Below are 25948 nucleotides of genomic sequence, written 5' to 3'. Positions count from 1 at the left end.
TGCTCTTCTTGTTGCTTACGCTGTTGCTCTTCTTGTTGCTTACGCTGTTGCTCTTCTTGTTGCTTACGCTGTTGCTCTTCTTGTTGCTTATGCTGTTGCTCTTCTTGTTGCTTATGCTGTTGCTCTTCTTGTTGCTTATGCTGTTGCTCTTCTTGTTGCTTATGCTGTTGCTCTTCTTCTAAATGATCAGTCGTTTCATCTTTCCTTCCCAAGTCTGTTTGGCTTTCTTTTGTTGACAATAGGGAATCGGCATTGAAAATTGAACGATAATGTTCCATTGCAAATTGTAAATCTGGTATCAAAAAATCGTCTTTTAATTTGTTCCAGCTCATCGCACTATCTAATTCAGCCATCAATTCGAAGAAGCGACGTTTATCATCATTTGGCCATCCATCGAGAGGGTCATTGGCATCTTTTTTAATGCCAAAATGGTGGGTGAAGGCATAGAGGCGCTGCTCAATATCAACAATCGTTTCTAACCGAGGGTTAGTCGTGATTTGCTCCAATAAAAGAACGTCGTTTTTTTCAAGGTAATGGTCGCTGGTAATGTCATTTGCGGCCATGAGTTTTTTAATATGGATGATTGAGTCGAATGCATTCTCATCTTGTAAAGGCTTTTTCAAATCAATGCCTTTTTTTGAAATGATGTTTCTTAAATTATCCATTTCCTCATGGATTAACGCGATGGCATTTTTAAAATCCTTTAAGCTGAGGGAGTACCGATAGATTTTTCCACCTAAATCCCGTTTGTTTTTAATCATACCTTCTTCGATGTGAACAATGGTAGTAAATACCTTTTGGTTGAAGCGTTGCATCATGTTGGCAAACTGATTTTTAGGGGATGACTTAATTAATAATGCAAAGAGGCTTTCGCGAACATCTTTATCCTTTGACTGACTTTCTTTCGCTGAAAGATAGTCTATCACGATGCGATTTTTTTCCTCAGTGGTTGGTGAAATAGGCCAATCGGATTCACCGAAATGTTCTAACAAAAACCCCACCGCGCCATATTGTTTTTGTCTGAAAGCAAGTTGGCATAATTCGTTTAGATCATATTTTTTCGCTAATAATTCTAACAGGCGTGGTTGATGGAGATTTTCTACTAAAAAATCGACCACACTTTCAGACACTTTCTGTTTGCCTTTATCGCCCCCTATGATTTCAGCAAACTTCGATTCATTGTTGTCCTTGAGTGCGCGCTCGAGCATGTTCAAATACAGGTTTGTTTTTTGTAATTTGGGGTCGAGAATCGGTTTTTCGATGGAATTTAATAACGATTGTTTTGGGTGGGGGTATTTGAGTTTAATGATTAATTGGTATAAATGGCTATTGCCAGTTTGATAGACCCAATCCATCACTTGGTTATAATTTTTCCCCTTAAACAGCACCTCTAACCCTTGACGTTTTATTTCATTAGCCAAGGTGACATCATGGGTTAAGACCCACTCTAACGCCTCAATATTGCCTGTCTGGCAGCAATGTTGATAAAGGGTGTTAAAATCAATTGCGCCAAGGAAATTTTCATTACTCAATTCCTTCAAAAGGGAAGGTTGTTTTGTTGAAATCAATTGCTGACATAGCTCTGTGGCTGACCCTGCATATAATTGATCTACGGCATACTGGTTAATCAGGTTACTGATTAACTCACCGTGTTTTTTTTCGAGGGCTTTTGCCATCATTGACTGTAAAAATGGTTTTGAAAATGAAACAAATGCGGTTTTATTTTTGATTATTGCCGCTAACCCCTTCAACATGTCGTGGTCTAATAATGGTTGATAGTCTTTTTCATCGCCATAATCACCTGGAAATTTTTGCATGAGGGCATAAGCGCCATATTCATTTTTACCGTCGATAGCCGATTGCCAGATAGCGCGACGATTGTTCATCCAAGGTGCTGGATTACTATGTAATGCTTTATAGGCTTCCAATAGCTTTGCGCCTAACAGATTTTGCTTGGAGTCAAACAGTTGTTTAATCAACTGATGTTGTGTATCGGTATCTTTTTGGCTAAGCCAACTTTTTAACACATCGATTGGCAGTTTGTTTGCGGCGGCATTGAGTGGTTTTGTCGCATTGGTGTCATTTTTTGTTAAGGCGGTTTCAAGCTGGAGATTAATATATTGGGTCAACTCGACTGTATAATCTTTCACAAGCGCGTCAATAATTTCTTGATTGTTCTTAAATAGCAGATTGCGAAAGACAACGTGTCTATCTTCATCAGAGAGAACATTGATGCCATGCATCAGGTAGTTCAGTTTTCCCGTATCCAGGTATAGGTGATAGATGTTAGAAAAGCGATTTGAAATCGTATTGGTTTTTGTCTCGGCATAATGATATAAGCTGATGTCAAGGCTAGCTAAGGCTTCTAGCTGCTCATAACGCTCATTTTTAAACGCTTCATCGACTAAGAAAAATAACGCCGCTTTATCAATTAAAAATTTCTTGTTTTGAAATTGTTGTTTAATAAAAGTAACGATGTCCTGGTTGCCCGTAATGATGGCCGTGAATAATGCATCCTGAAGGTCTTGAGCCGTGGGGTTATTGATGGGGTTACCCCATCGTTGCTTGATAAGCTGATTTTGTCTCATGGCGATGAGGATATCAATTCTTCGAACATTGCCAATTTTTTCAAATAAGTTGTCGGTGACTAATGGTTGACTGGATTCTTTTAAAACTGTGTTAACATATTGTTCAAAGATATATTTATCGTTGCGTTGAAATAAATGGGCCAATATCTTTGGGTTTGTTTTGATATTAGCCTCAAGCAATAAACGCATGCTTTCTGCGTCGATATGTTTTGCCACCGTCTCTGTGAAAATGTCGTCGCTGTCTGACAACGTATCTTTAAGCTTCAATAAGCTTTGTAATAATTGATGTTGATTGTTGGCGGCAGCATGCTGAATCTGCTGGGCGAGTTCTGCTGGTGTCGAGAGAGTGAAGGGTACGGTTGGCGTTTCACAAAGAGCAATCTGGTGCAATATGGTCAACAAGCTTAAGTTTAAAATGACGGTTTTATTCTCAGCAAGCTCTTTTTCGGATAATATCTTACGCATGAGATCTAGGATAGCGCTATAATCTCCGACACCATGAAATTCAAAATTCGATGGGGTTTTGAGATATTGTAAAGACGAAATCAACAAGGGTGCTAACGATTTAGCATCCAGTTTGGGAAAACGTTTCAGGTATTCCGATAGATATTGGTTTAACAAGGGAGCGTTTCCTGCTCCAAGGTTCACTTGAATTCCTTTTTCCAATAACAATTGTTTTCGTTTGGTATCGGATAGGGAAAGCACCTGCTCAAGAAAGAAAGGGCTTCTAAGTTCTGAGGCAATGTAATCGGCGTCCAAATCTAGGTGATTCATTAATCGATTTGTTGTTACCCTATCTCGGGATTTATTAGCATAGACTAAAGAATGAGTTGGCATGTTATCAACGACAATAGTTTTGTACAGCGGCTCTGCCGGACTCTCTTCAAGTATTTTATGGAGAGATTCAATGGTTGGATAGTCGGTGCATTTGGGGTACATGGGATTTGAAAACACACGTAGGGAAAGCCCCATCTCTTTTTCGTCAATCCCAAAACATTGAGTTAGCTCTTTGACTAAGTCTTTTTCATTAGCAAATTTTTTAGTGTCCACCTTATAATTGGAATCATAAACAACATAGTTGCCATTCTTAAAGGATACATTCACCACATGGTTGTGAGAGCGAACGTGGATATCGCGTTTATCGCGCTTTATTTGCTCAAATATTTTTTCCCATTTACTACTGCTGCAAATAAGACCAAAATTAAACTCGTTATGAGGGGGAACGTTATTGATGTTAATGTATTTTTCAACATCGGATTGCTGGATTTCACCGCCAGTATATCGGCTGGGATTAAAGGCAATTTTAACATCAAGTAAAAATCGATCGATTTCGCTGGTTGTACCTAATTGATAATCATCAGGCAGTGTATTGACTTGATTGAGCAAGAGGAAAAATTTATCTTCACGGTTTTGCAGCGCATATTTTGTATACAATGCCGATAAACCACTGCAAACGCCCCCTCGATTAAATTCAAAATCACGGCGATTATGGCGAAAAATGCGGTTCACTTTATTGATAATTTGAGCTTGAGCAGGCATGCAAGGATTCCAGGAATAACATATGTTTAATAATAACACACAATAATTAAATCGAAAACATATTGAGGTCGTTTAGGAATGATCAGGCAGGGCTTCTAAATAACTTTCTACATTTTATGGCTTGAAAACGACCGTTAACTTAACCATGCCTTCCTGATCATGCTTGTTGGCAGATAGACGGTCAATGGTGATGGCATGCGTGGCTTGAAAAGCAATTAACCACTCAATGAATGGATTGAAAGGAACTTTTTCATAAGACAATTGCACATGCCCGCCACTGCTTTGCTGCAGCTGATAAGGGAAGGGTTTTAAGCTGGATTCAGAGAGTTGTTGGGTTAAGATTGACAGCAATTGACTAGTATCATGGACGGCTTGTTTGGATGATTTTCCTGCATAATGCTTGACTTGATTCATCCATGCCAGCGTTTCACGCTTTTCCTGGAGTTGCTTGGATGCTTCACTATAAGCCGTTGTTAACGGCTCATAGATGAATAAATAAAAAAGATAAATGACAACCAAGACGACTGTCATACCGACTAGCCATCTTTCTCGGGGATTCATTTGCTCAAAGTGGCTTTTTATCATGATTGAATCTCCACAGTGGCCTCTACTTTATCATCCTGTCGGTTAGCATCCAGCTGATTGGCTTTAACGGCTTGCTTTTTTAAAGCGGCCATGAATTTTTCTAAATGGCTAAAGTCATTGGCAACGATTTTTAAGGTAATGCGCTGGTTTTGATAGGTAAGTTGAACAGGGGTTATCTGATTTGAACGAAGGGGATTAGCCAGTTGATCCAGCAAACGGAGTAATGCAGACTCGTCACCGGCGCTGCTATTTTTCAACTTCTGATTAATACGAAAACGTGGGCTGATGACTTGCTTACTGCCTGGAAAAAACTGGCGATAGATGACAGCAATTTTATCATCGACTTGTTTAATTTCCTGGTTGATGTGATGAAGTGATAAAATGTGTGTTGCGAGCCAAGTGATTAACCATAATATGAAGCTTCCACCGACTAGCCATAGGGATTTTTTCAGCGAGGTTTGTTCTGTTTTAGGAGCAAAGGCACCTTGATTAAGCGAAATATACGCTGACTGATTCAGTCGTTGAACCACCCAATCTTCCCAATTTGGTTGGCTGATGGTTGTTTTGCCTTCTAAGCCGTTGGGCAGGGTGGTGTTTCCATCAAATTGTAGCAGGGTGAGATCGTCTGTTTCCAAAACTTGCGATTTAACCAGTGGCCACATGGATAATGGGATTGAACCATTTAAGTTAGGGCTTCTGAAAAGAAGGGATTGTTGATGAACGGCGCACTGGTTGTTCGATAAAGCAAACCAGGCGGTGGTCATGTGTTTTGGTTCAATTTGATATTTGTGCAAAATCATCATTACGCTGTTTAGCCACGTTTTATCGCAGCTGAGAACGACATATTGCCCATTTTGATAAAATTGGCGGTCAAAGGCAAAATGAAGCTGACTGACTTCTTGGGCAGAATAGTCTTCGAGTGCATAGGGTATAGCCGCATGCGCTTTCTTATCGCTTAATAAAGGCAGTGTGACGTGGTGAAGCGTTGTCAATCGAGCGGGGATGATAATGGTTAAGGGACAATCTTGCAGTGATTCGGTCAGTTGTTGAATACGGCAGTGCTGATGCGGTTCAACAACTTGGCCCTCGTCATCACTAAAAACCAATGGATAAGCATTTTCTTCACTGATTTCATCCGTGATAAAAAGATAACCTTTCGTCCGACTCATCCCTAGGCAACCATCTCATTAAGCCCAAGAAAATTGATGCTTATAATTGCTGACATGCCATTTTTGCTGCAATTGTTGGGAAAGCAAATAAGCAGCTAAAGCATATTGTGGGCTGGAATTGTATCGAGTAATGACATAAAAATTTGGATACGCCAACCAATATTCTTTGCCTTTTTCTGTTTCGAGTTCGATAATCCCCACTTTTTTAGGCGCATTGAAGGCAGCTGTCTTTGGGACGATGCCGGCATTAACCAGTTGCTGATAGGTATAGGTTGGTTTCTTTTGGTTTGTTTTAATCCATTTTGGTAAGGGTTTGCTAATGTTTGCAATCTGCGCAATCCCTTGTTGTGGTTGCCAGCCATGGACTTTGAAATAATTAGCAACCGAGGCGATAACCGTGTCATGATCAGAAACAAGGTCTTTTTCACGTTTTGATGTGAAACTGGCAGCATAATGGCGATATGAACTGGGCATGAATTGTGGCATTCCGATGGCGCCGGCATAAGAACCTTTATATTTCAATGGAGAAACGCCTTGTTCTTTGCATAAGATGAGATATTCTTTCAATTCTTTACGAAAGAAAGGGGCGCGTTTTGGATAGTTAAATGCTAAGGTCGACAATGCATCAATCACCCGATAATCGCCTTGGTTTTGCCCATACAGGGTTTCGATGCCTAAAATCGCAACAACCATGTGAGAGGGAACGCCATAGTGCTTTTCTGCTTTTTTTAGTTCGTCCTGGTGGGTTTGCCAGTATTCAATGCCATGATTTAGCCGTTTTTGGGTTAAAAATAGTCTTTGATATTCGTCCCAATTTTTCTTTTCATAAGGGCGCTCCATGGATTCAATGATCTTGGGTTGTATTTCAACTTGATCCATGATCTTGATCAGTTCTTGCTTGTTTAATTTCGCTTCTTTACTAACCTCATTGATAAATTGACGAACTTTAGGTTGCTGGCTAAAGGGTGTTGCCGCGATAGCGGAAACAGAGATGAGTAGAGTTAGAGCGGCTAATAAACGATACATGGTCATTCCTTCAATCAACATTGGTTTCATTGTAATGAAATTTAACTAAGACGGCAATGAATGGTTTAGGGAATAGCGCAGAAAGAATGATGAAAAGTCAAATAAAAGGATTTGATTTGATTACGGAAATCAGACATGCAATGCGACCATTTTATCAATGGTCAAATTAACTGATTGCGTTGGTACCGAGGGTGGGAGTCGAACCCACACGATGTCACCATCACCGGATTTTGAATCCGGCGCGTCTACCAATTCCGCCACCCCGGCATAAAGGATGCTCAGTATAGTAAATTCCGATAGGCATGACAATCATTTTTTCAGGGTCTTTGCATTAATTTTTACGTGAACATCGCGTTAATTTAGTTTAATCTGTAGACCATTTTAGGACCTACGTTTTATAATCAGTTTGACCCAGATCATCATGGTTTTCTTTATTTGTAGCTTATTAGTATGAAATTGACACAATCACTACCCGCCATTTACGTCGCAAAAACAGAGTATCTCGGAGAACTCTGTGAAGAGCTTAGGCATGTTGACAAGGTAGTTGGAAATCTAGTCTTCTCACCGACCAAAAGCAATGATATTTGTTTTGCATTGGATACTTGGTTAGACCCTCACATTGTTCCGATTGAGTCAATTTCTCAGGCAGTGAAAATATTACGCCAAGCAGGACCATTCTGGTATTTGCACCCGATAAGTCATATTAGACGATCAAAATTGATTGAAGCGCAGTTGCGCAATTGCCCAGAGTTAGAACGTTCATTTCCAGTCGACAAGGACCTTCCAAACATCGGTGTATTTTCGCTTCTTGATAACAATACGTTGTTATATTGTGTTTCTCGAAAAAAGAAATGGCCAGATGGGGCTTGTTTTTTTAGAGAAGATAAAATAAATCCACCCAATAGGGCCTATTTAAAACTGTGGGAATCCCTCTTTCTAATCAACTGCTACCCTAAGCCCGGAGACAAAGTGCTCGACTTAGGTGCTTCACCGGGTGGGTGGACTTATGTGATGCAATCGTTAGGGGCACAGGTTACTTCTGTCGATAAATCGGAATTAGATTCACGAATCCAAAGGCTTCCACGCATTGAATTCCTTAAACAAAGTGCTTTTGCACTCGACCCTAATACCCTTAATGAAACTTACGATTGGGTGCTTTCCGATATCGCTTGTTATCCAGAGCGCGCTTATGATTTGATTCAACGATGGATACAATCCGGCAAGGCCAAACGAATGATAGTCACCATAAAATTACAAGGAAAGACAAATTTGTCAGTGATCCAATCATTTCAAAAAATACCTAACTCACGTTTAACTCACCTATTTCACAACAAACACGAAGTGACATTTTTTTATCCTAATTCACTTTGGGAAGATAATTAAGACATGCTTCTAAGAGACGATTTAGCTCTGTACCGGACATTTTCTTAAAAGCACTGTCGTTGCGAACGTAGTGAAGCAAAGACGGCTTATTTTAAAAATTGTCCGGCACAAAGAACACTTAAGCTGGATGATGGAAGGTGCTTGCAAATCGCTTGGCAAAATAGGTAATAATCATATCTGCCCCTGCTCGCTTAATCGCCATTAGGCTTTCAATCATGGCTTGGTTAAGATCCACTAAACCGGATTCAGCACCTTTCATGATTAAGCTATATTCGCCACTTACTTGATAAGCACACAATGGAATCTCGGGGAGTGTTTCTTTGATGCGATAGATAACATCGAGATAATTTTGCGCAGGTTTTACCATGAGCATATCCGCGCCTTCTTCAACATCCAGTAATGCCTCACGCACGGCTTCATTGCTATTGGCTGGGTTCATCTGATAGGTTTTGCGATCGCCAAATTTGGGTGCGCCTTCGGCAGCCTCCCGAAACGGTCCATAAAAAGCAGAGCTATATTTAACTGCATAACTAAGTATTGACACATGGATGAACCCGGCTTGATCAAGGCCCTGTCTGATGGCGGCCACCATGCCGTCGGTCATGCTGCTGGGTGCAATCCAATCCACACCTGCTTGTGCCAGACTAACCGCTTGTTCAGCCAGTAATGCTAAGGTTTTATCATTATCGATGTGCTCGCCATTAAGCACGCCACAATGCCCATGATCGGTGTATTCACAAAAGCAAACATCGGCAATTACCAGCATGTCCGGCACAGCTTGTTTGATGATGGGGATGGCTTGTTGAATGATGCCATTAGCGAGTAAGGCGCTTTTACCTTGCGCATCTTTGCTTGATGGTATCCCAAATAGCAAGACTGCTTTTATGCCGAGGTGATGGAGTGTTGTGACTTCTTCGGCAAGATCGGAAAGACAGAGTTGATATTGCTCGGGCATGGAGCGAATCGCTTGCTTTTGACTAAGGCCGGCATGGATAAATAGCGGTGCAATTAATTTCTCCGGCTGAAGATAGGTTTCTTGCAATAAGCTTCGGCTGGCTGCGGATTGTCTTAAGCGTTTTAGGCGAATGGGTAAATGAATATCGTTCATTGCTAATCTTTACTCCGAGTGTAGGTAAAATCGAGACCACTGCTGGTGTCGCTGGCATTGACCTGTATACTAAAAAATCGATTAAGAAGATAGGTTAACGTTAATACCGTGGAATTCGAATCGTAAATGCCCGTATTATATCCTAAAGAGAGCCTGTCTGAGAACTTTTTCTTAACCCCAAGCGAATGCGTGCTGGTGACTTCGCCTTGTTGTTGATTATAGGTTGAATTGGAATCTACCCCAAATTCGAGCCCCAACTTATCTTGTAATTGTGAGAACAGTTGTCCGCCTTGTTTTTTACCGTCTAGCCCCATATTGGTAATCGCCGATAGCAATAATTGCCCACCTGCGCTCGAAGCTTGGCTGGCGGGTCTTCCGAGAAGCAGCATCGATAAAATATCCGACTGCTGTAGGTTACTCGGTTCGGAAAATAGACTCACTTTGGGATTAGACAGGCGTCCTGAGACTTGAACCCCCACGGTGGTCACATTAGAAAAACTCATCGATTGGATGTTAGACGCACCAAAATCAAATAGACGATTTGACCCCGAAAATGCCTGGCCAGTTGTATTGAAAGTACGTGTTGCGCGAATATTAATCCCCGGGTTGGTAATAGCGCCCCCAGCAAACAACAATTCCCCTTGAGAAATAGCAAGCTTTTGCCCATATGCTTCATATTGTCCATCCGCAACCGAAAGTTGGCCGCTGCTGATTAACATGCCACCGCTTAGTTTTTGCAAGCGAACGGCACCAATGATTTTAGCGCTGAGTCCTTCAATCAGTAAGCGCACATCGTCGCCCATTTTGACCATTAGCTCTAGTCTGAAAGGCATACTGGCAAAGTCATCTTCTTGTTGATCGGAGAAAACAACATCGTCCGATAATGTCACAGTTGACGAAAAGGTATGTGGCTGAATGCGTGCTTTGGGAATGGTTATTTCACCTGAGATCTCCGTTTTATCGGGCGATAGATTGATAGCAATCGCAGGCGATAGATACACTTGATATTCTTTGCTATTGATCGCTAAAAAGTTATTCCCGGCTATGCGCATGTTCCCATTAAATTGGGGGGTGAATCGTCCTGAGCCGCTTAATGATAGCTGGCTGCCTTCATGATGAATGCCACCTTGAATTTGCCAGTGGCTTGCGCTCGTTGATAACGATAAGGTTACCGGCTGAAAGGGGGTATCACTGGTTGTGGTTTTAAAACTGCCTTGATGAAGGTCAATTCGACCTCGGATCTGTGGCTTAGCAAGACGGCCCCGGATATTTAATTGGGCCGTAAGCCTGCCATTTGCTTCGACGATATGAGGCGTTAATTGGCTAACAAAATCGAGAGAATTCAAATTGAGCGCTATTTTCCCCGAAATTCTTTGTTGTTGGGAGTTGTCTGAAAACAATGAGAAATGCGGTAAGGAAAGTTTTGTTAACAGGGTTTTTTGAGGATCAATCGCTAATTGGCCATTGAGGTGCAATCCTCGGCTGGATAACGTCAAGGTGTAATTGCCACCGATAAAGGACAGTGGGGGCAGTGTTAATTCGGTTGGATGAATATATTGGCCGGATTGAACAGATATTCGGGCATTGCCGTCGGTCGGACTGTTAAATGTCCCATTAATGTGAATGATGGTATTGAGGCCTTCTAGCGAAGGGGCAATGAACTGTGGTGAGGGTAGAGTCCCTCGAATGGTTAAGGGGAATGGGTTCTGACCGGTAAAGTGAATTTGGTTATTAGCAAGATTAATTTCACCCCTAATCCGTTGGGATGATTTATGGATAGACAGTGACAACGGCTTTTGGTGATATAAACCCTTGATGGTTAGGTCGCCGACAAGGTCGGATTTTTTGGAACCAAATACTTGGCCTTGGATAGTCAGTTGGGAAAGTGGGTAGTGAAAAGGGGTTAAGTCAATCTGATTACCCTGAATATTTAGGGTCGTTTTTGTTTGATTCTTTTCTTGGTCTTGAAGAATTTGCAGAATAAAATCACCTTGGTCAGGCTTAATCTTTATCATTGCTTCATTGTGTTGTGGCGTGTGAAAACCGGACGCATTGATTTTGGTTTGAATCGGCTTGTCTAACCCAGTATCTAAGCTAAACGATAATTTGTCTGCATCCCCCTGGATTTTCAGTTGTCCTTCGGTCACTAAAATGGGGGTTTTATGCTGGCCGGGTAAGGAGAAGGCTTGCCATTTTACATCACCATTTAGTGTCGCTCCTTCTTTGAGATGCCCTGATGTTAGCAATGCGATGGGGGCGTGGGTTATTCCTTGCCAACGATAATCTGCCCAATCGCCGGTTATCTTAAATTCACCGCTGAAACCCTTGGCTTTGAGTGAGGTTGCTTTTAGGGTGAGTGAGGCTTTGTAATTTAAGTGTTGGTTAAGATGACCAGCTAATTTAAATTGACTCTGCTGGGTTTGAAGCGATAATTGTTTGATAAGCCAATTCGACGAATCCAATTGTACGCTCATATGGATATTATCATAGGTGTTTTTGTTGAAGCGCACTTGCTTGATGGATAAGGTATCGATTGTGATGGCCAATGGAAGTTGTAAAGACTGTTTAAAAGCGTGACTTTCAGGCTGTGATTGGCTATCAGCCGCTTTTGTGACTTTATGTTGAATGCTAAGCTGACCTAAAATGGCGTTTTTGATAACCAAATGACCTCGTAACAGCGGCAACACACGCCAATTTACCTTAAGATTATCCAGTGTGATTGTCGTTTGCGGGCTTTGATAAGCAACTTGCGTTAACTGCCAATTTGAGACAAGTGTGCCGGTGGCTTTTTTTACGGTGAGTTTGCCTGGCATCATCCAATTGGCAATCTGCAAACTGGTATACAGCCCAGTATTGGTCGAAATAAGAAACGATAAGATTGCGGTGAGGATGACAAAAATAAGGGCTAAGCTATAGCCAATAATTCGTAAGATTTTTCTCATGCTAGATCGGGCCCCATGCTGATGACTAATCGAGGATTTCTCCCTCTCACTCGTTGAAAGTTGCTATTCACCGCTTGGGCTAGTCCCACTTTGATGGGGCCAACGGGCGATACCCACATTATCCCGGCGCCTGCATCATATTTCATCAATCTTGGCAGGGGGTTATACACATCACCCGCATCGACAAAACCAATAAGATACCAGTCATCTTTCATCTCCTTTTGCAATTCGATGCCATAAAACTCAACTTGTTTCCCTGGGCCAATGCTATTGTAACCATAGCCTTTTAAGTTATCGGCGCCACCCAATAAAAATGCTAACGACAAAGGAACATTATTGATATTGTTGGTAAGCGTAATACCTTGGATGGTATGAGCAAATAAGCGAACGCGAAGAAAATTGGAGGTCACGGCGACTTTTAAATCACCATCGACCTGGCCTAGGTCATTTTTTGAGAGCACGCGCCTGGAGGCTGCTAGCGCGGTAAAGGTAACGTTATACCCATTTTTAGAAAACAGCTCGCCTTCTCCGTGATGCCAACTTAGCAAACCGCGTGGGAAAAAGGTGCCTGACTCCGTTCTAGGAAGGTTTAGGTTGTTATAATTGTAGCGCTCATATAAGGCGTTGAGTGATAAGATGCGTTGAAAGTGCTTTTTGTGATGGCGAGCAGCGGCGGTCAGTAAGACACTGTTGCTATACCCACTGCTAAAATCTTGGTCGCCGGCAGTTACTGTCAAATCGTATTCGTCTGTCACGGGGTTGAAGCCGGGTATGACATATTGGGCTTGTAACGCATTTTGAGTCATCGAACCTTGGGCAATGAGATTGAATTTATGACCGTATTCATTCAGCGGCACAATGCTTAACCCGGCGCGACCTCTTGGACCTGTGTCGGTGCCATAACCAACACCCAACGTATAGTTATATCGTGAAACAGGGTCTAAATGGACTGAAATAGGGACATAGGTCTGACTATTAATATGTGGCTTCACATTGACATGTTTAAAATAACCGCTCCCGGATAAATCGTTATTCAAGGTAATAATTTTATCGGTTCGATAAGGCATTGCAAATTGGAATGGGATGAAGCGGTGCAGAAGATGCGGGGAAAGCCGAGTTTTATTAAAATGTACTTTTCCGAAGAAGTATTGTTTATTAGTGTTAAAAAGCAAGGTGATGCTTGCTGAGTATGATCTTTTATCCACTAAGACAATCGATGTTTCAAAGCGGCTTTTTAGATACCCTTCATGTTCTGCTGCGTCAAAGAGGGCTTTTTTGGCGTCTTCATAGGATTCACTATTAAATATTTGTCCACGTTGAATCGGTAAATCTAACAAGGCTTTGACGATTTGGGGGTTCTCTCGTCCTGGGCCAATCACTTTAATATCCAGCTGGCTAATACGGGTTGGCTGTCCTTTGGCAATGCTGATGGTGCTGGGAAAGTTTGATGCATTGCGAAACAGTTTTATCTCAGGTGAAAAATAGCCATACGGGGAAAGGGCTAACTTAACTTGTTCGATAATGGTTTTATCACTTTGGCTGTTAAGTGGCTTCTTTTCATTATATTCATTTAGGCGTGAGTTGACGTTGGTTAATAGTGAATCACTAACCCCACGGATGTTGATTGTTGTTTTACCTAGCGCAGCAGTCGACACCAGCAAGCTGAGGACAATGCCGCGGATTAAGTGAGTTTTCATTATCATGAGTGTGCTTGAAAATGCCTACAATTGTCAACGTTTAAGCCAGTTGCAGGTCTAGGATAACTCCTTAGCATAATCTTTTAATTCATAGAGAATTTCCAACGCTTGTTTGGGGGTTAAGTTATCGGTATCAATTCCTTCTATGCGTGAGAACAGTTTCGTTGAGTGAGTATGAGTAATTGGCAATACGGTGGAAGAGGGGATAGGGGGTTGTTGTTCCATCAATTCCATCTGATTTAACTGATGCTGTGCCATTTGCAAAACAGCCGATGGAATCCCAGCAAGTTGCGCCACTTCAAGACCATAGCTTCGGCTGGCGGCACCGTCTAGTACTTGGTAGAGAAAGACAATTCGATTATTGGTCATCGTTGCTTGTAAGTGAGCATTGCGAATGCGCTCAAATTGTTCGGGAAGATGGGTCAGTTCAAAATAGTGTGTTGAAAATAAGGTTAATGCCTTAATATGGTTAGCAAGATAGACACAAGTTGCCCACGCTAACGCCATACCATCATGGGTACTGGTACCACGACCAATTTCATCAATGAGCACCAAGCTTGAATCCGTTGCCTGGCGAAGAATGTGTGCTGTTTCACTCATTTCCACCATAAACGTCGAACGCCCACTGGCGAGATCGTCATGCGCACCGATTCGCGTAAATAACTTATCAATAGGCCCAATCGTCGCTTGTTTGGCTGGCACATAGCAGCCGATGTGAGCAAGGATAACAATCAATGCGGTTTGTCGCATATAAGTGGATTTGCCACCCATATTGGGCCCAGTAATGAGGAGCATTGATTGGTCTTGGCTTAAATGTAAATCATTGGCAATGAATTGTTCTTGAACAATTGATTCAATAACAGGGTGTCTTCCTTGTTGAATGTGGATGCCGATTTGTTTAGAAAAGCAAGGGGCAGACCATTGGTATTCTTGGCTGATGTAAGCTAAATTTGCCAGACAATCCAACTGAGCCAGCGCCTTGGCTGTGTCGATAAGTTCATGGAGATGTGCCGCGATTGCATCTAACAAATGGTCATACAACCATTTTTCACGAGCGAGGGCTTTGACTTGCGCTGCCAGCACCTGTTCTTCAAAGGTCTTCAATTCCGGCGTGATAAAGCGCTCAGCATTTTTCAAGGTTTGTTTGCGAATGTAATGAGTAGGCGCCTTTTCTGCTTGCGAACGCGACAATTCGATATAAAAACCCGACACACGATTATAGCCAATCTTTAACGTGCTAAGCCCGGTTGCCGCTCGTTCTTGTTTCTCAAGTTCAGCGAGCTTATCGTTGGCATTCGTACTTAACGCTTTTAGCTCATCAAACTCTTGGTCAAACCCTTCAGCAATGAAACCGCCATCGCGAATGACCATGGGTGGGTTTTCCACTAAAGCGCTGCTTAAGATATCCGTTAATTCAGTTTGGATATATATTGTGTCTTTCAGTGCTAGGAGATGAGGCGATTGGCTCTGGCTGAGAAGATTTTTAATCGAAGGCAGCTTTAATAAGCTGTCATTTAGCTTGACCAAATCTCTGGGGGTTGCTGAGCGTAGGCCAACGCGAGAAACAATTCGTTCGATATCGGCAAAACCTTCTAAGGCATCCCGAATTTCCCCATCGACTTGCCGTTGCAATAGTTCGCGGATGCAGTGTTGACGTTTCAGAATTGCTTGGTGATCCCGTAGTGGCCGTTTTAGCCATCGTTGCATACACCTTGTTCCCATGGCTGAGACCGTTTTGTCAATGATGGATAATAAGGTATGTTTACGTTCGCCATTGGCATTATTGAATAATTCAAGGTGTCGTTGAGTGGCGGCATCGAGTTGCAGGTAGTCATCGCTTTGCTCAACGGAAATATGTTTGATGTGAGGGAGATGCTGCTTTTGCGTGGTGTGTAGATAAGCGAGAAGTCCACCAATTGCTGGTAGTGCGGATGGCACGTTCATTAGGCCTAATGCCTGCATATCGATGGTCTTGAATTGGTGTTTAAGCCAATGGTGTGCTTGCTGCTGGGTAAAATCCCAGGCCGGACAACCTTTGCTGATGAAGGGCTTTATCGTATCCGGTGGTGTTTGATTCTCGGCATAGAGAATTTCCGCTGGATGAAGTTTGGTTAGCTCAGCAATCAGTGTGGAGGGTTCATTTAACTGCATAACATGGATGTGTCCAACGCTTAAATCAATCCAAGCAAGGCCGATGGTATTTTTATGTTGGTGGAGGGCCAGGAGGATATTGTCTTGTCTTGCATCAAGCAATGCTTCATCGGTTACTGTTCCCGGGGTAATAATGCGTGTGACTTGGCGCTCGACGGGGCCTTTGCAGCTGCTTGGGTCGCCAATTTGTTCGCAAATGGCAACCGACTCTCCTTTTTTAATGAGCCTGGCGAGATAATTATCAACAGCATGGAAAGGCACGCCAGCCATGGGAATCGGCGAGCCAGCTGACTGCCCACGATGGGTCAGCGTGAGATCTAGCAGTGCTGCACCACGTTTAGCATCTTCATAGAATAGCTCATAGAAATCACCCATGCGGTAGAAAAGCAGCATATGGGGATATTGTTCTTTGATGCGCCAATATTGTTGCATCATGGGGGTGTGCGATTGATTCATTGCCAATGTTGTTGTTATTTTGTTGGCCATTTTAACAAACCCCTAATCGTCGTCATAGGCGTTCGGGTATTTTTTTTCCCACATAAAAAAATTGCTTTTAAAAAAGCGAAGAAAAGGGTATTATTTCTCTATCTTACCACCTTTCGGTTAAACCCTAGTGAGAGCATCCAACCCAATCAGACCCAAAATGGTCCGTGATGGCGGTTTCCATCGATCTTTAAAAGAAAGACATGTCCAATTGATAGCACTAGGTGGTATCATTGGCTCAGGTTATTTTCTGGGTACAGGTGAAATAATTCATTTAGTCGGCCCTGCTGTGTTTTTGGCCTACTTCCTTGGCGGAATTATTATCTATTTAACCATGTTATGCCTTGGGGAGTTGGCTGTTGCCATTCCCATTTCAGGTTCATTTATTGCTTATAGTGCTGATTTTATTTCACCCCAAGTCGCTTGTGGTGTTGGGTGGTCTTATTGGCTAAGTTGGGTCGCGTATATTCCCGCGGAATGCGTTGCCGGTGGCATCATCATGGAAATGTTTACCGGTGTCAATGGCTATATATGGGCGATTGGCTTTGGCTTGCTGATTACCTATTTCAACTTGGCGAAAGTGGAAGCCTTTGGCGAAATTGAGTTTTGGCTAGCACTGATAAAAATTGTCGCTTTGATGGGGTTTGTTTTTATTTCAATCATGATATTTTTTGGCATCATCCATGGTCCTCAGCCTAGTCAAATTTTGGGCACTAAATTTCTGTTAAGTGATGGTGGGCTATTACCGAATGGCGGGATGGCTTTGCTCACGGGCATGGTATTGTTATTGGTTAATTACCAAGGCTCAGAAATCATCGGACTTGCCGCTGGCGAATCGACAAATCCCCAAAAAATGATTCCCCATGCAATACGCGCTGTGACCTTCCGAATTCTATTTATCTACATTGTCCCTGTGTTTTGTCTAGTGCTGATTTTCCCTTGGCAGAAAGCCAATTTAGATAATTCTGTTTTTGCCGATGCGTTGAATTTTTATGGCTTAAAATGGGCCGGTGCTATCACCAGCTTTGTGACGTTGACAGCGACACTTTCTTGTGCGAATTCTGGGCTTTATGGAACAGTACGATCGTTAAATGCGCTTGGCCGAGAAGGCATGGCGCCGGAATGGGTTGCTAAATTTGATCATTTAGGGATTCCACGAAATGCTGTATTTGTTACCTTGTCAGCCATATGGGCAACATTAGCGTTTGCTTATTTTTTCGGGCAAAGTAAGTTATATATCGCTTTGCTGCTAGTGTCGGGTTTTACTGGCATGCTATGCTGGATCTCGCTGTGTTGGGCACAAATTAATTTCCGAAAGCGCCTGAAAGCACAAGGCTATTCAGTCAGTGATCTTGCATTTGTGACACCCGGCTCACCGCATACAGGAATGATTGCTATCGGTTTAATGGTTGTGTCATTAATACTGTTAGTGTTTAATAAAGATCCCATCTTCAAATTATCTTTTGCAATAGGGACAGTCAGCTTTTTTGTGCCTTATTTTATCTTTAAAAAATTCCATCTTACAAGGCATCGAAAAGAAGTGATGAAACGAGAGCATATGATTAAATTTGATGACCTTTTCCCCAGCAAAGATCCACCACAACCCCTAATTGATAAAGCTGGACGTTCTCTTTCACAAAGTAAGGAAAATCCAGTTGGATAATTAAATAATTAAACCGATTTTTCTTTCTCCTTAACTTGGGTATATTACCCAGCAAGTCCAATAAATGTCAGAATTCTCAGCCTGTGGATAACTTTGAAAGGCGGATAATTTTGCACATCCAAGCAATTAGTGACCTGGCTATCAATAGCGCCCATGAAATATAAGGGTTTTATAAATGTCAACCCCTCATCAACACTAAATTTTATCCCCAAAATCTGTGTATAACCCTGTGGATGACTCTGTGGATATTCGGGTTTTGCTCGCTTGGCGGAGGTGTCCTCGATTCAAACAAAGTGTCATCGACTTTAAAACAACAATTCCCGGATATGTTTGACGACCTCGTCGATAGTTGCAATTTGTCTGGGGGCGACAAAAAGGGTGTCATCACCGGCAATGGTTCCTAAAATATCAAGTTTGCTTTTGTGATAATCGAGAATGCGAGCAATCAGTTGTGCGGATCCCGGACTCGTGGTGATAATGATGGTTGTTTCATTGGCAATGACATCGATTAATAGAGACGACAATTGGCTATCGAGGGTTGGGGGAGCCGGCTCCATGGGTAAGCGATAGACAATTTCTCCTAATTCATTTTTTGATTTTACTGCACCTACTTTACGTAACAATCGGGATATTTTCGATTGATTGACAGCATGACCTAATTTTTCTAATGCAAGGCAGATATCTTCTTGCGTTGTCACTTTTCCTTCGGATAGCAACGATCTTAAATCATCACTTATCGATCCCGAATGGGAAGGTTGTTGTATATGGGGCATAAACTCTCCTAGTTTTACAGCATGATATGAATAATTATGTATTTTTGTGATTAATTTATCAATATTTATGTAAATGTGTTGACAAAAAAAGCATAAATGTATTAATATTCAATACATCGCATAAATATGCATTATAGTATATAAAAGACGAGTATATATTCATGTCAGATCAGATTCAATGTTGTGTCGCCGGTATTAATGGCTATGTTGGCCAAGTCTTGTTGAAGCTTATTGCTAGTCACCCTAATCTTGCGGTAAGTGCGATTTTGGCAAAAGAGCCACTCTCGTTGAATAACCCTGCATGCCAAGGTGTTCCCGTTTATTCGTTAAATCAATTCAAAGAAGTGGCCGATTCGATGGATGTGTTGTTATTGGCCACACCTGCCGATGTTTCTATCGAGGTCGTTGACCAGTTGAAAGACAGCAATTTATCGATTATTGATTTGAGTGGCGCGTTTCGACTATCAACAGACCAACTGCAGCAATGGTATGGGCTTTCGCATCAACTCAGTCACCTCAACAAGGGTGCACCCTATGGTCTGTCACCCTATTTAAAACCTCAATTGGGTCAGACTAAGTTAATAGCGAATCCAGGATGTTATGCAACGGGCGCTTTACTCACCTTGTTACCCTTATTACAAAATAATATTATCGATCCACAATCGATTATTATCGATGCTAAATCAGGGGTCTCCGGCGCAGGAAGAAAAGCCAAATCCGATTTGATGTTCTGTGAAATCGCGGACAATTTTATGCCATATAAAGTGGGTAAGCATCAGCATCTTCCCGAGATGAAAAAATGCCTATCCGATTTAACGGGCAACGATTGTCAAATGACATTTGTGACTCAGCTTATTCCTATCAAATCAGGCATCGCCATGACCATTTACTGTCAAGCTAACCAGAAATGGATCAAGGATACCTTAATCGCACAGGTTATTAATGAGGTTTTTCAGCAAGCCTATCAGGATTATCCACTTTTGCAATTTGGTCAGCTTAACCAAGGGGACGATACGTTTGATAAGTCGTTACTGTCCCTTAACTCAGTGGTCAATTCTCCAAACATCCAAATCGGGTTTTATATCGAAAAAGGCACCCTTTGCTTTTTTACCTGTTTGGATAATTTATGGAAAGGCGCTGCGAGTCAGGCCATTGAGAATATCAATACACTTTATCAGTTACCAGTCAATACTGGCTTGCACTACTACCAGGGGGGATTATGAATCTAGGGGCAGGTATTTATCGAACCAAACTACCCACAGGGTTTAGTGCCGGTGGGGTCAATTGCGGTGTGAGACGATTTCGCCCGGATTTGGGAATGATTATTTCTGAAAAGGATTGTGTGACAACAGCGGTGTTTACCCAAAATGCCTGTCAAGCAGCACCCATTCAATATTGTAAAGCGCTATTACCGGCTAACAACATCAGGGCCATTATCACCAATAGTGGCCAAGCGAATGCTGCGACGGGAGACATTGGCATTATCAATAACCAGTTAATGGCGGATGTCACGGCCAGTGCACTTTCATGCGCTTCCAATCAAGTGCTGACAGCATCCACTGGGGTCATCGGTGCGCAACTTGAAATCGATAAAATTGTTGATTCCATCGAGCTATTGGTAAAAGGGGTGTCAAACGTGGCAGAGAAATTTGCATTGGCAATTCTAACCACCGATTTGGTGCCTAAAACGGTTTATAAGGAAATTACGATTGGTGGCAAACCGGTTCATATCACGGGTATTTGCAAAGGATCGGGCATGATTCACCCGAACATGGCAACCATGTTGGGTTATATTTTAACCGATGCGGCAATTAGCATGGAAAAGTCCACGCAAATTCTCAAGCATGCCTGTGATAAGAGCTTCAATATGATAAGTGTTGACGCAGACCCATCGACTAACGACTGTGTGTTTATGATGGCGAATGGGTGCAGTGGCGTAGCGATTAGTCACGAACAGGATTTGGCATTATTTGCTAACGCGGTTGAGGAAATTATGGTTGAGCTGGCAAAAAGCATTGCCAGAGATGGCGAGGGTGCTAGCAAATTAATTGAAGTCACCGTTCAAGGCTTAGACGATGAAACATTGGCAAAAAAAATTGCCAGAAGCGTGACCACAAGCTCTTTGGTCAAAACAGCCATTTATGGCGAAAGCCCTAATTGGGGAAGGATCTTAGCCAAACTAGGCAATGAAGGGGTGACATCCGAGCAACTTCATCAATGCGATATTGGGATTCAAAACGTCTGGGTATTTAAACAAGGCGCCCCAGTGCTGGATGAACAATTGGATAGTTTAAAAGAAAAAATGAAAGAAGACACCGTTTGCATTACCATCGATTTTAATCAGGGAGGTAAGTCTGCCACGGCGTGGGGATGTGACTTGACGGAGAAGTACGTCAAAATTAATGCGGAGTATTTGTCATGAATCATCCGCATGTCTCTCAAATCATTGATGCTATTACTTATGTGAATCAGTTTCGCGGCAAGACTTTTTTAATTAAGCTGGGAGGTTCCATTTTGGAGGAAAATGGGAATCTCGAACAAATTTGCCTGGATTTAAAATTATTAACGCAAGCAGGTATTCATGTTGTGATTGTGCATGGTGGTAGCAAGGCTATCAATCAAACCTTACAAGCCCATGGCGTTGAAACGACATTTCTGGATGGTTTAAGAGTGACATCGTTTGAGGCGGTCCACCTCATTGAAATGGTGTTATGCGGCCACGTCAATAAACAACTCGTTAGGCAGTTAAATCATATTGGCCTGCATGCAACAGGCTTATCCGGCAGCGATAATAACATGCTCCTATGTGATCCTTATAGTCAGGAACACGGTTATGTGGGAATGATTAAATCGGTCAATGTGTTGCCTATTCTTAGCTTACTGAAAGAGCAATCCAGTGTATCTAGTGTGATTCCGGTGATTGCGCCCATGGGTGTTAATCAGCAAGGTAACCCCATGAATATTAATGCCGATTATGCTGCTTGCCAATTAGCCATTGCTTTAAACGTGGATAAATTGATTTATTTAACTGATCAAGCGGGAATTTATGATAAACAGGGTTGTTTGATATCTGACGTATCGTTAGATGAACTTGAAACCTTGATTATCAATCATACAGTTCAAGGTGGGATGTTAGTCAAATGCAAAGCCATTATTGCTGCATTAAAATCCCATCTTAACCATGTTCACATTCTCAATGGTAACCACAAGCATGTGCTGCTTGAAGAGCTTTTTACCGCCAAAGGTGTTGGTACCTTATGTCATTCGCAAATCAGTCATATGTTGGAGGTGGCTCTATGACAAAATTATCCACAAAACATGTGTTAACTGGCCATGAGTTGAGTAAACACGATATTGAAATGCTTTTAACCCTGGCATGCCAGATGAAGAGCAACCCCTTACTTCATGCCAATGCATTTCCGAATCAATGCGTGGCCCTGATTTTCGAAAAACCTTCCTTACGAACCCGATTTAGTTTCACCGCCGCTATCAGTCAACTGGGTGCACAAGCGATAGAAAGCGTCACTGCTTCGCGTAAATCCGAGTTGCCACAAGATTTTATTCGTGTGATTCAAGGGTATTGTCAAGCGATGATGATTCGTACTTTTGACGACGAGGACTTGGCAGTGATGAAAGCCTATGCCAAGATACCAATCATCAATGGGTTGACGGATAAGTTTCATCCCTGCCAGTCACTGGCAGATTTAATGACACTCTATGAAGTATTCGGCCAGTTGGACGGGTTGAAAATTGCTTACCTAGGCGATGGGAATAACGTTTTACATAGCTTGATGCTATTAGCGAATAAAATGGGGGTGACGGTTCATTATTGTTGCCCACCGGGTTTTGAACCGGACCAATCGGTCATTGAGATGCTTGAGGATCCCGCCATGGTCAAGGCTTTTAGTCATCCCCAAGAGGCAGTGATGAATTGTCATGCGGTGTATACCGATGTTTGGACGAGTATGGGATTTGCACAAAAAAATGAGCAGGATTTTCAAGGGTATCAAGTCAATGAGGCTTTGATGGCTAACGCTCAAGAAAATGCTGTCTTTATGCATTGCATGCCGATGGAGCGAGGCAAAGAAGTGAGTGAAACCTTACCCGATGCCCCCAATTCGGTGATATTCCAACAAAGTGAAAATCGAATGCATGTGCAAAAAGCATTGTTATATTTATTAATGAATTACGGGGAATGAACATGACCAATCAAAAAATTGTACTCGCCTATTCTGGCGGCTTAGACACATCGGTGGCGATTAAATGGCTCCAAGATACTTACCATTATGATGTGATCGCTGTTTCGGCTGATGTGGGTGAGGGAAAGGATTTACAAACGATCAAAGATAAGGCCTTGAAAGTCGGGGCTATTCAATCGCATGTCGTCGATTTAAAGGCAGAATTTGCCCAACAGTATTTAAGCAAAGCACTCAAGGCGAATGCCTTGTATGAAGGGGTCTATCCGTTAGTCTCAGCGCTTTCAAGACCGCTGATTGCTAAAAAGTTAGTGGAAATTGCCCACCAAGAAGGGGCTGTGGCCGTCGCACACGGATGCACTGGAAAAGGCAACGATCAAGTCAGGTTTGATGTGTCGATCAACACATTGGATCCAAACTTAAAAATCGTCGCACCGGTTCGTGAGTCTCCCATGAGTCGTGAACAAGCAATTATGTATGCCGAAAAGCATGGTATTCCATTACCAATCAACTTGAAAAATCCGTTTAGCATAGATTTAAATTTATGGGGGCGAAGCTGCGAATGCGGTGTGTTGGAAGACCCTTGGGCAGCGCCGCCTGAAGAGGCCTACGCCTGGACACAAGCTATCGATAAGACGCCTGATAGCGAACTCATCATCGATATTTCCTTTGAGAAAGGGATCCCGACCCAGCTCAATGGGGTAAGTAAGCCATTTGAGCAAATCATTGTGGAACTCAATGAAATGGCAGGGGCCCACGGTGTTGGCCGAATCGATCATGTGGAAAATCGATTAGTCGGCATCAAATCAAGAGAAATCTATGAGGCTCCCGCCGCATTAACATTAATTAAAGCACACCAAGCACTGGAATCGCTCTGCTTAACCCGCGATATGATGCACTTCAAAGCCATTATTGAGCAAAAGTTTGCAAATCTTGTCTATGACGGCCTGTGGTTTTCACCGTTATTTGAAGCAATCAATGTCTTTATCGATGAAACACAAAAAACAGTCAATGGCGTTGTCAGGATGAAATTACACAAAGGAAACGCAGTTGTGATTGGCAGAAAATCCGCTCAATCGTTATATCAACTGGACCTAGCCACGTATCAAGCGGGTGATAAATTTGATCATCAGGCGGCTACCGGATTTATTAAAATTTGGGGATTACCTTCTCAGGTTAACGCCATTGTTAATCACCAAGGGGTAGAGTCATGAAATTATGGGGCGGCCGATTTAATCAAGAAACCCATGCGTTAGTTGATGAGTATTGCGCTTCGATTCAATTTGACCAAGCATTAGCGGAATTTGATATTCAAGGCAGTCTTGCCCATGTGACTATGCTGGGAAAATGTCATTTAATCAGTGAAGAATCAGCTAACAAGATTCGTCATGGCTTAGTCACCATTCACGATAGGATTAAACGACAAGAAGTCAGTTTTTCGGTGGCTGATGAGGATATTCATATGAATATCGAACGATTGTTGTTTGAGCTCATTGGCGAGGAGGCAGGAAAGCTACACACTGGAAGAAGTCGAAATGATCAAGTGGCGCTCGATTTACATTTATATATGCGTTATCACCTCCTGCAAAACATCGGATTACTGCATCAATTAGCGATGGCATTCATGGAGTTGGCAAACACCCATATCGATGTGATTATGCCGGGTTATACCCATTTGCAACGCGCAGAACCCGTTCGGTTTGCCCACCATATGATGGCCTATTGCTTTATGTTTATTCGAGACATCCAGCGTTTAAAAAATTTATTTGCCAGTGTTAATATCAGTCCCTTGGGAGCGGGGGCTTTAGCTGGCAGCGGGGTGGCTGTGGATAGGGCGTATGTCGCATCGTTACTCAATTTCGATGGTGTGTATGAAAACAGCTTGGATGCGGTGAGTAATCGCGATTTCATCGCCGAATTTTTATTCGATGCCTCCTTGATTATGATGCATTTATCCAAGTTAAGTGAAGAGATAATCTTGTGGTCTAGTCAAGAATTTTCGTTTATCACCTTAGATGATGCGTTTTGCACCGGTAGTAGCATGATGCCGCAGAAAAAAAACCCGGATGTGGCAGAATTAGCAAGAGGAAAAGTGGGAAGGGTCTATGGATCCTTGATGGGGTTATTAACAACCCTGAAAGGTTTGCCATTAGCGTACAATAAAGATCTGCAAGAAGATAAAGAAGGGTTGTTTGATGTGGTAAAAACACTCACCAATACCCTGACCATTTATCCTGAGATGCTAAAATCCATGGCCATTCAGCAAGAAACCATGTTATCTGCGGTCGAAAATGACTTCTCCAATGCGACACAATTGGCGAATTACCTAACTCAAAAAGGACTAACCTTTAGACAAGCCCATGAAGTGACGGGGCAGTTAGTTCGTCATTGTTTGGAGCAAAATCAAACGTTACTCACATTACCGCTCTCAACATTAATGTCTTTTTGTTCCGCTTTCGAAGAGGACGTGTATGCTTGCCTAGCTTGCGAGCAAGTCGTTGAAGCCCATTCAGCGCATGGGGGAACTGCCAAAGCGTCTGTATTAGCTCAAATAAACCAGGCAGGTCATGATTTGCAACACGTAGCTGACTGGTTAGCTAAGAAATCTGAGGTTTTGCAAGTGAAGGTATCCTAAGAAATGTTCC

17 protein-coding genes and 1 tRNA gene are annotated in these 25948 nt (G+C 42.4%); 8 read left to right on the top strand and 10 right to left on the bottom strand.

Going from position 1 to position 25948, the window contains the following annotated elements; translation table 11 throughout:
- From AB3348_RS14040 to AB3348_RS14020, 5 genes are all read right to left on the bottom strand, one after another.
- Nucleotides 1-4127: hypothetical protein (locus tag AB3348_RS14040; RefSeq protein ID WP_367608240.1), on the bottom strand; the 4127-nt coding region annotated here is incomplete at its 3' end.
- Between the two features lie 114 nt (nt 4128-4241).
- Nucleotides 4242-4712 carry a type II secretion system protein GspM gene (gspM, locus tag AB3348_RS14035; protein ID WP_367608239.1) on the bottom strand — a complete coding sequence of 157 codons (471 nt, stop codon included), beginning with the start codon at nt 4710-4712 and terminating at the stop codon, nt 4242-4244.
- Nucleotides 4709-5881 carry a type II secretion system protein GspL gene (gene gspL / locus AB3348_RS14030; protein WP_367608238.1) on the bottom strand — a complete coding sequence of 391 codons (1173 nt, stop codon included), beginning with the start codon at nt 5879-5881 and terminating at the stop codon, nt 4709-4711. Before gspL ends, gspM begins: the two co-directional genes overlap by 4 nt.
- 18 nt (nt 5882-5899) lie before the next feature.
- Nucleotides 5900-6937, bottom strand: coding sequence for a lytic murein transglycosylase B (gene mltB, locus AB3348_RS14025; protein ID WP_367608237.1), 1038 nt, complete (start codon nt 6935-6937; stop codon nt 5900-5902).
- A 150-nt stretch (nt 6938-7087) separates the two neighbouring features.
- Nucleotides 7088-7174 (bottom strand) — tRNA-Leu (locus tag AB3348_RS14020).
- Nucleotides 7175-7357: 183 nt separating this feature from the next.
- On the opposite strand from AB3348_RS14020, the gene AB3348_RS14015 reads away from it, so the two are divergent.
- A complete protein-coding gene (locus AB3348_RS14015; RefSeq protein WP_367608236.1) occupies nt 7358-8290 on the top strand; it encodes an SAM-dependent methyltransferase in 933 nt (310 codons plus the stop codon).
- Nucleotides 8291-8408: 118 nt separating this feature from the next.
- Here the strand turns inward: AB3348_RS14015 and hemB are convergent, their stop codons facing one another.
- Genes hemB through mutS form a run of 4 tightly spaced genes read right to left on the bottom strand, consistent with a single transcriptional unit; the run spans nt 8409 to nt 16644 of the window.
- A complete protein-coding gene (hemB, locus tag AB3348_RS14010) occupies nt 8409-9398 on the bottom strand; it encodes a porphobilinogen synthase (protein ID WP_367608235.1) in 990 nt (329 codons plus the stop codon).
- A 2-nt stretch (nt 9399-9400) separates the two neighbouring features.
- The gene (locus AB3348_RS14005) at nt 9401-12340 is read right to left on the bottom strand and encodes a translocation/assembly module TamB domain-containing protein (RefSeq protein WP_367608234.1); all 2940 of its coding nucleotides are present in this window, start codon (nt 12338-12340) and stop codon (nt 9401-9403) included.
- A complete protein-coding gene (locus AB3348_RS14000; protein ID WP_367608233.1) occupies nt 12337-14037 on the bottom strand; it encodes an autotransporter assembly complex family protein in 1701 nt (566 codons plus the stop codon). The genes AB3348_RS14005 and AB3348_RS14000 overlap by 4 nt, the downstream gene beginning before the upstream one ends.
- A gap of 57 nt (nt 14038-14094) precedes the next feature.
- Nucleotides 14095-16644 carry a DNA mismatch repair protein MutS gene (gene mutS, locus AB3348_RS13995; protein WP_367608241.1) on the bottom strand — a complete coding sequence of 850 codons (2550 nt, stop codon included), beginning with the start codon at nt 16642-16644 and terminating at the stop codon, nt 14095-14097.
- Between the two features lie 187 nt (nt 16645-16831).
- Between mutS and AB3348_RS13990 the strand changes: the two genes are divergently transcribed.
- Nucleotides 16832-18334 carry an amino acid permease gene (locus AB3348_RS13990; RefSeq protein WP_367608232.1) on the top strand — a complete coding sequence of 501 codons (1503 nt, stop codon included), beginning with the start codon at nt 16832-16834 and terminating at the stop codon, nt 18332-18334.
- A 305-nt stretch (nt 18335-18639) separates the two neighbouring features.
- Here AB3348_RS13990 and AB3348_RS13985 read toward each other — a convergent pair whose 3' ends face one another.
- Nucleotides 18640-19107, bottom strand: a complete 468-nt coding sequence (locus AB3348_RS13985; RefSeq protein ID WP_367608231.1) for an ArgR family transcriptional regulator — start codon at nt 19105-19107, stop codon at nt 18640-18642.
- Nucleotides 19108-19268: 161 nt separating this feature from the next.
- Here AB3348_RS13985 and argC point away from each other — a divergent pair, with 161 nt between their 5' ends.
- From argC to argH, 6 genes are read left to right on the top strand one after another with little or no spacing between them, the layout of a single operon-like run.
- Complete coding sequence (gene argC / locus AB3348_RS13980) at nt 19269-20330, top strand: N-acetyl-gamma-glutamyl-phosphate reductase (protein WP_367608230.1); 1062 nt, start codon at nt 19269-19271, stop codon at nt 20328-20330.
- Nucleotides 20327-21529 carry a bifunctional glutamate N-acetyltransferase/amino-acid acetyltransferase ArgJ gene (gene argJ / locus AB3348_RS13975; RefSeq protein WP_367608229.1) on the top strand — a complete coding sequence of 401 codons (1203 nt, stop codon included), beginning with the start codon at nt 20327-20329 and terminating at the stop codon, nt 21527-21529. The genes argC and argJ overlap by 4 nt, the downstream gene beginning before the upstream one ends.
- Complete coding sequence (gene argB / locus AB3348_RS13970) at nt 21526-22407, top strand: acetylglutamate kinase (RefSeq protein WP_367608228.1); 882 nt, start codon at nt 21526-21528, stop codon at nt 22405-22407. Before argJ ends, argB begins: the two co-directional genes overlap by 4 nt.
- On the top strand, nt 22404-23306 hold the full coding sequence (argF, locus tag AB3348_RS13965) for an ornithine carbamoyltransferase (protein ID WP_367608227.1): 903 nt from the start codon (nt 22404-22406) through the stop codon (nt 23304-23306). The genes argB and argF overlap by 4 nt, the downstream gene beginning before the upstream one ends.
- Before the next feature lie 2 nt (nt 23307-23308).
- Complete coding sequence (locus AB3348_RS13960; RefSeq protein WP_367608226.1) at nt 23309-24517, top strand: argininosuccinate synthase; 1209 nt, start codon at nt 23309-23311, stop codon at nt 24515-24517.
- A complete protein-coding gene (gene argH, locus AB3348_RS13955) occupies nt 24514-25938 on the top strand; it encodes an argininosuccinate lyase (protein WP_367608225.1) in 1425 nt (474 codons plus the stop codon). Before AB3348_RS13960 ends, argH begins: the two co-directional genes overlap by 4 nt.
- The last annotated feature ends 10 nt before the right edge of the window (nt 25939-25948 follow it).

Origin of the sequence: Legionella sp. W05-934-2 (genome assembly GCF_964199965.1) — a bacterium.
GTDB lineage: Bacteria > Pseudomonadota > Gammaproteobacteria > Legionellales > Legionellaceae > JAFIFT01.
Note: the sequence above shows the minus strand (reverse complement) of the source record. Positions and strands in the feature narration are given on the sequence as shown.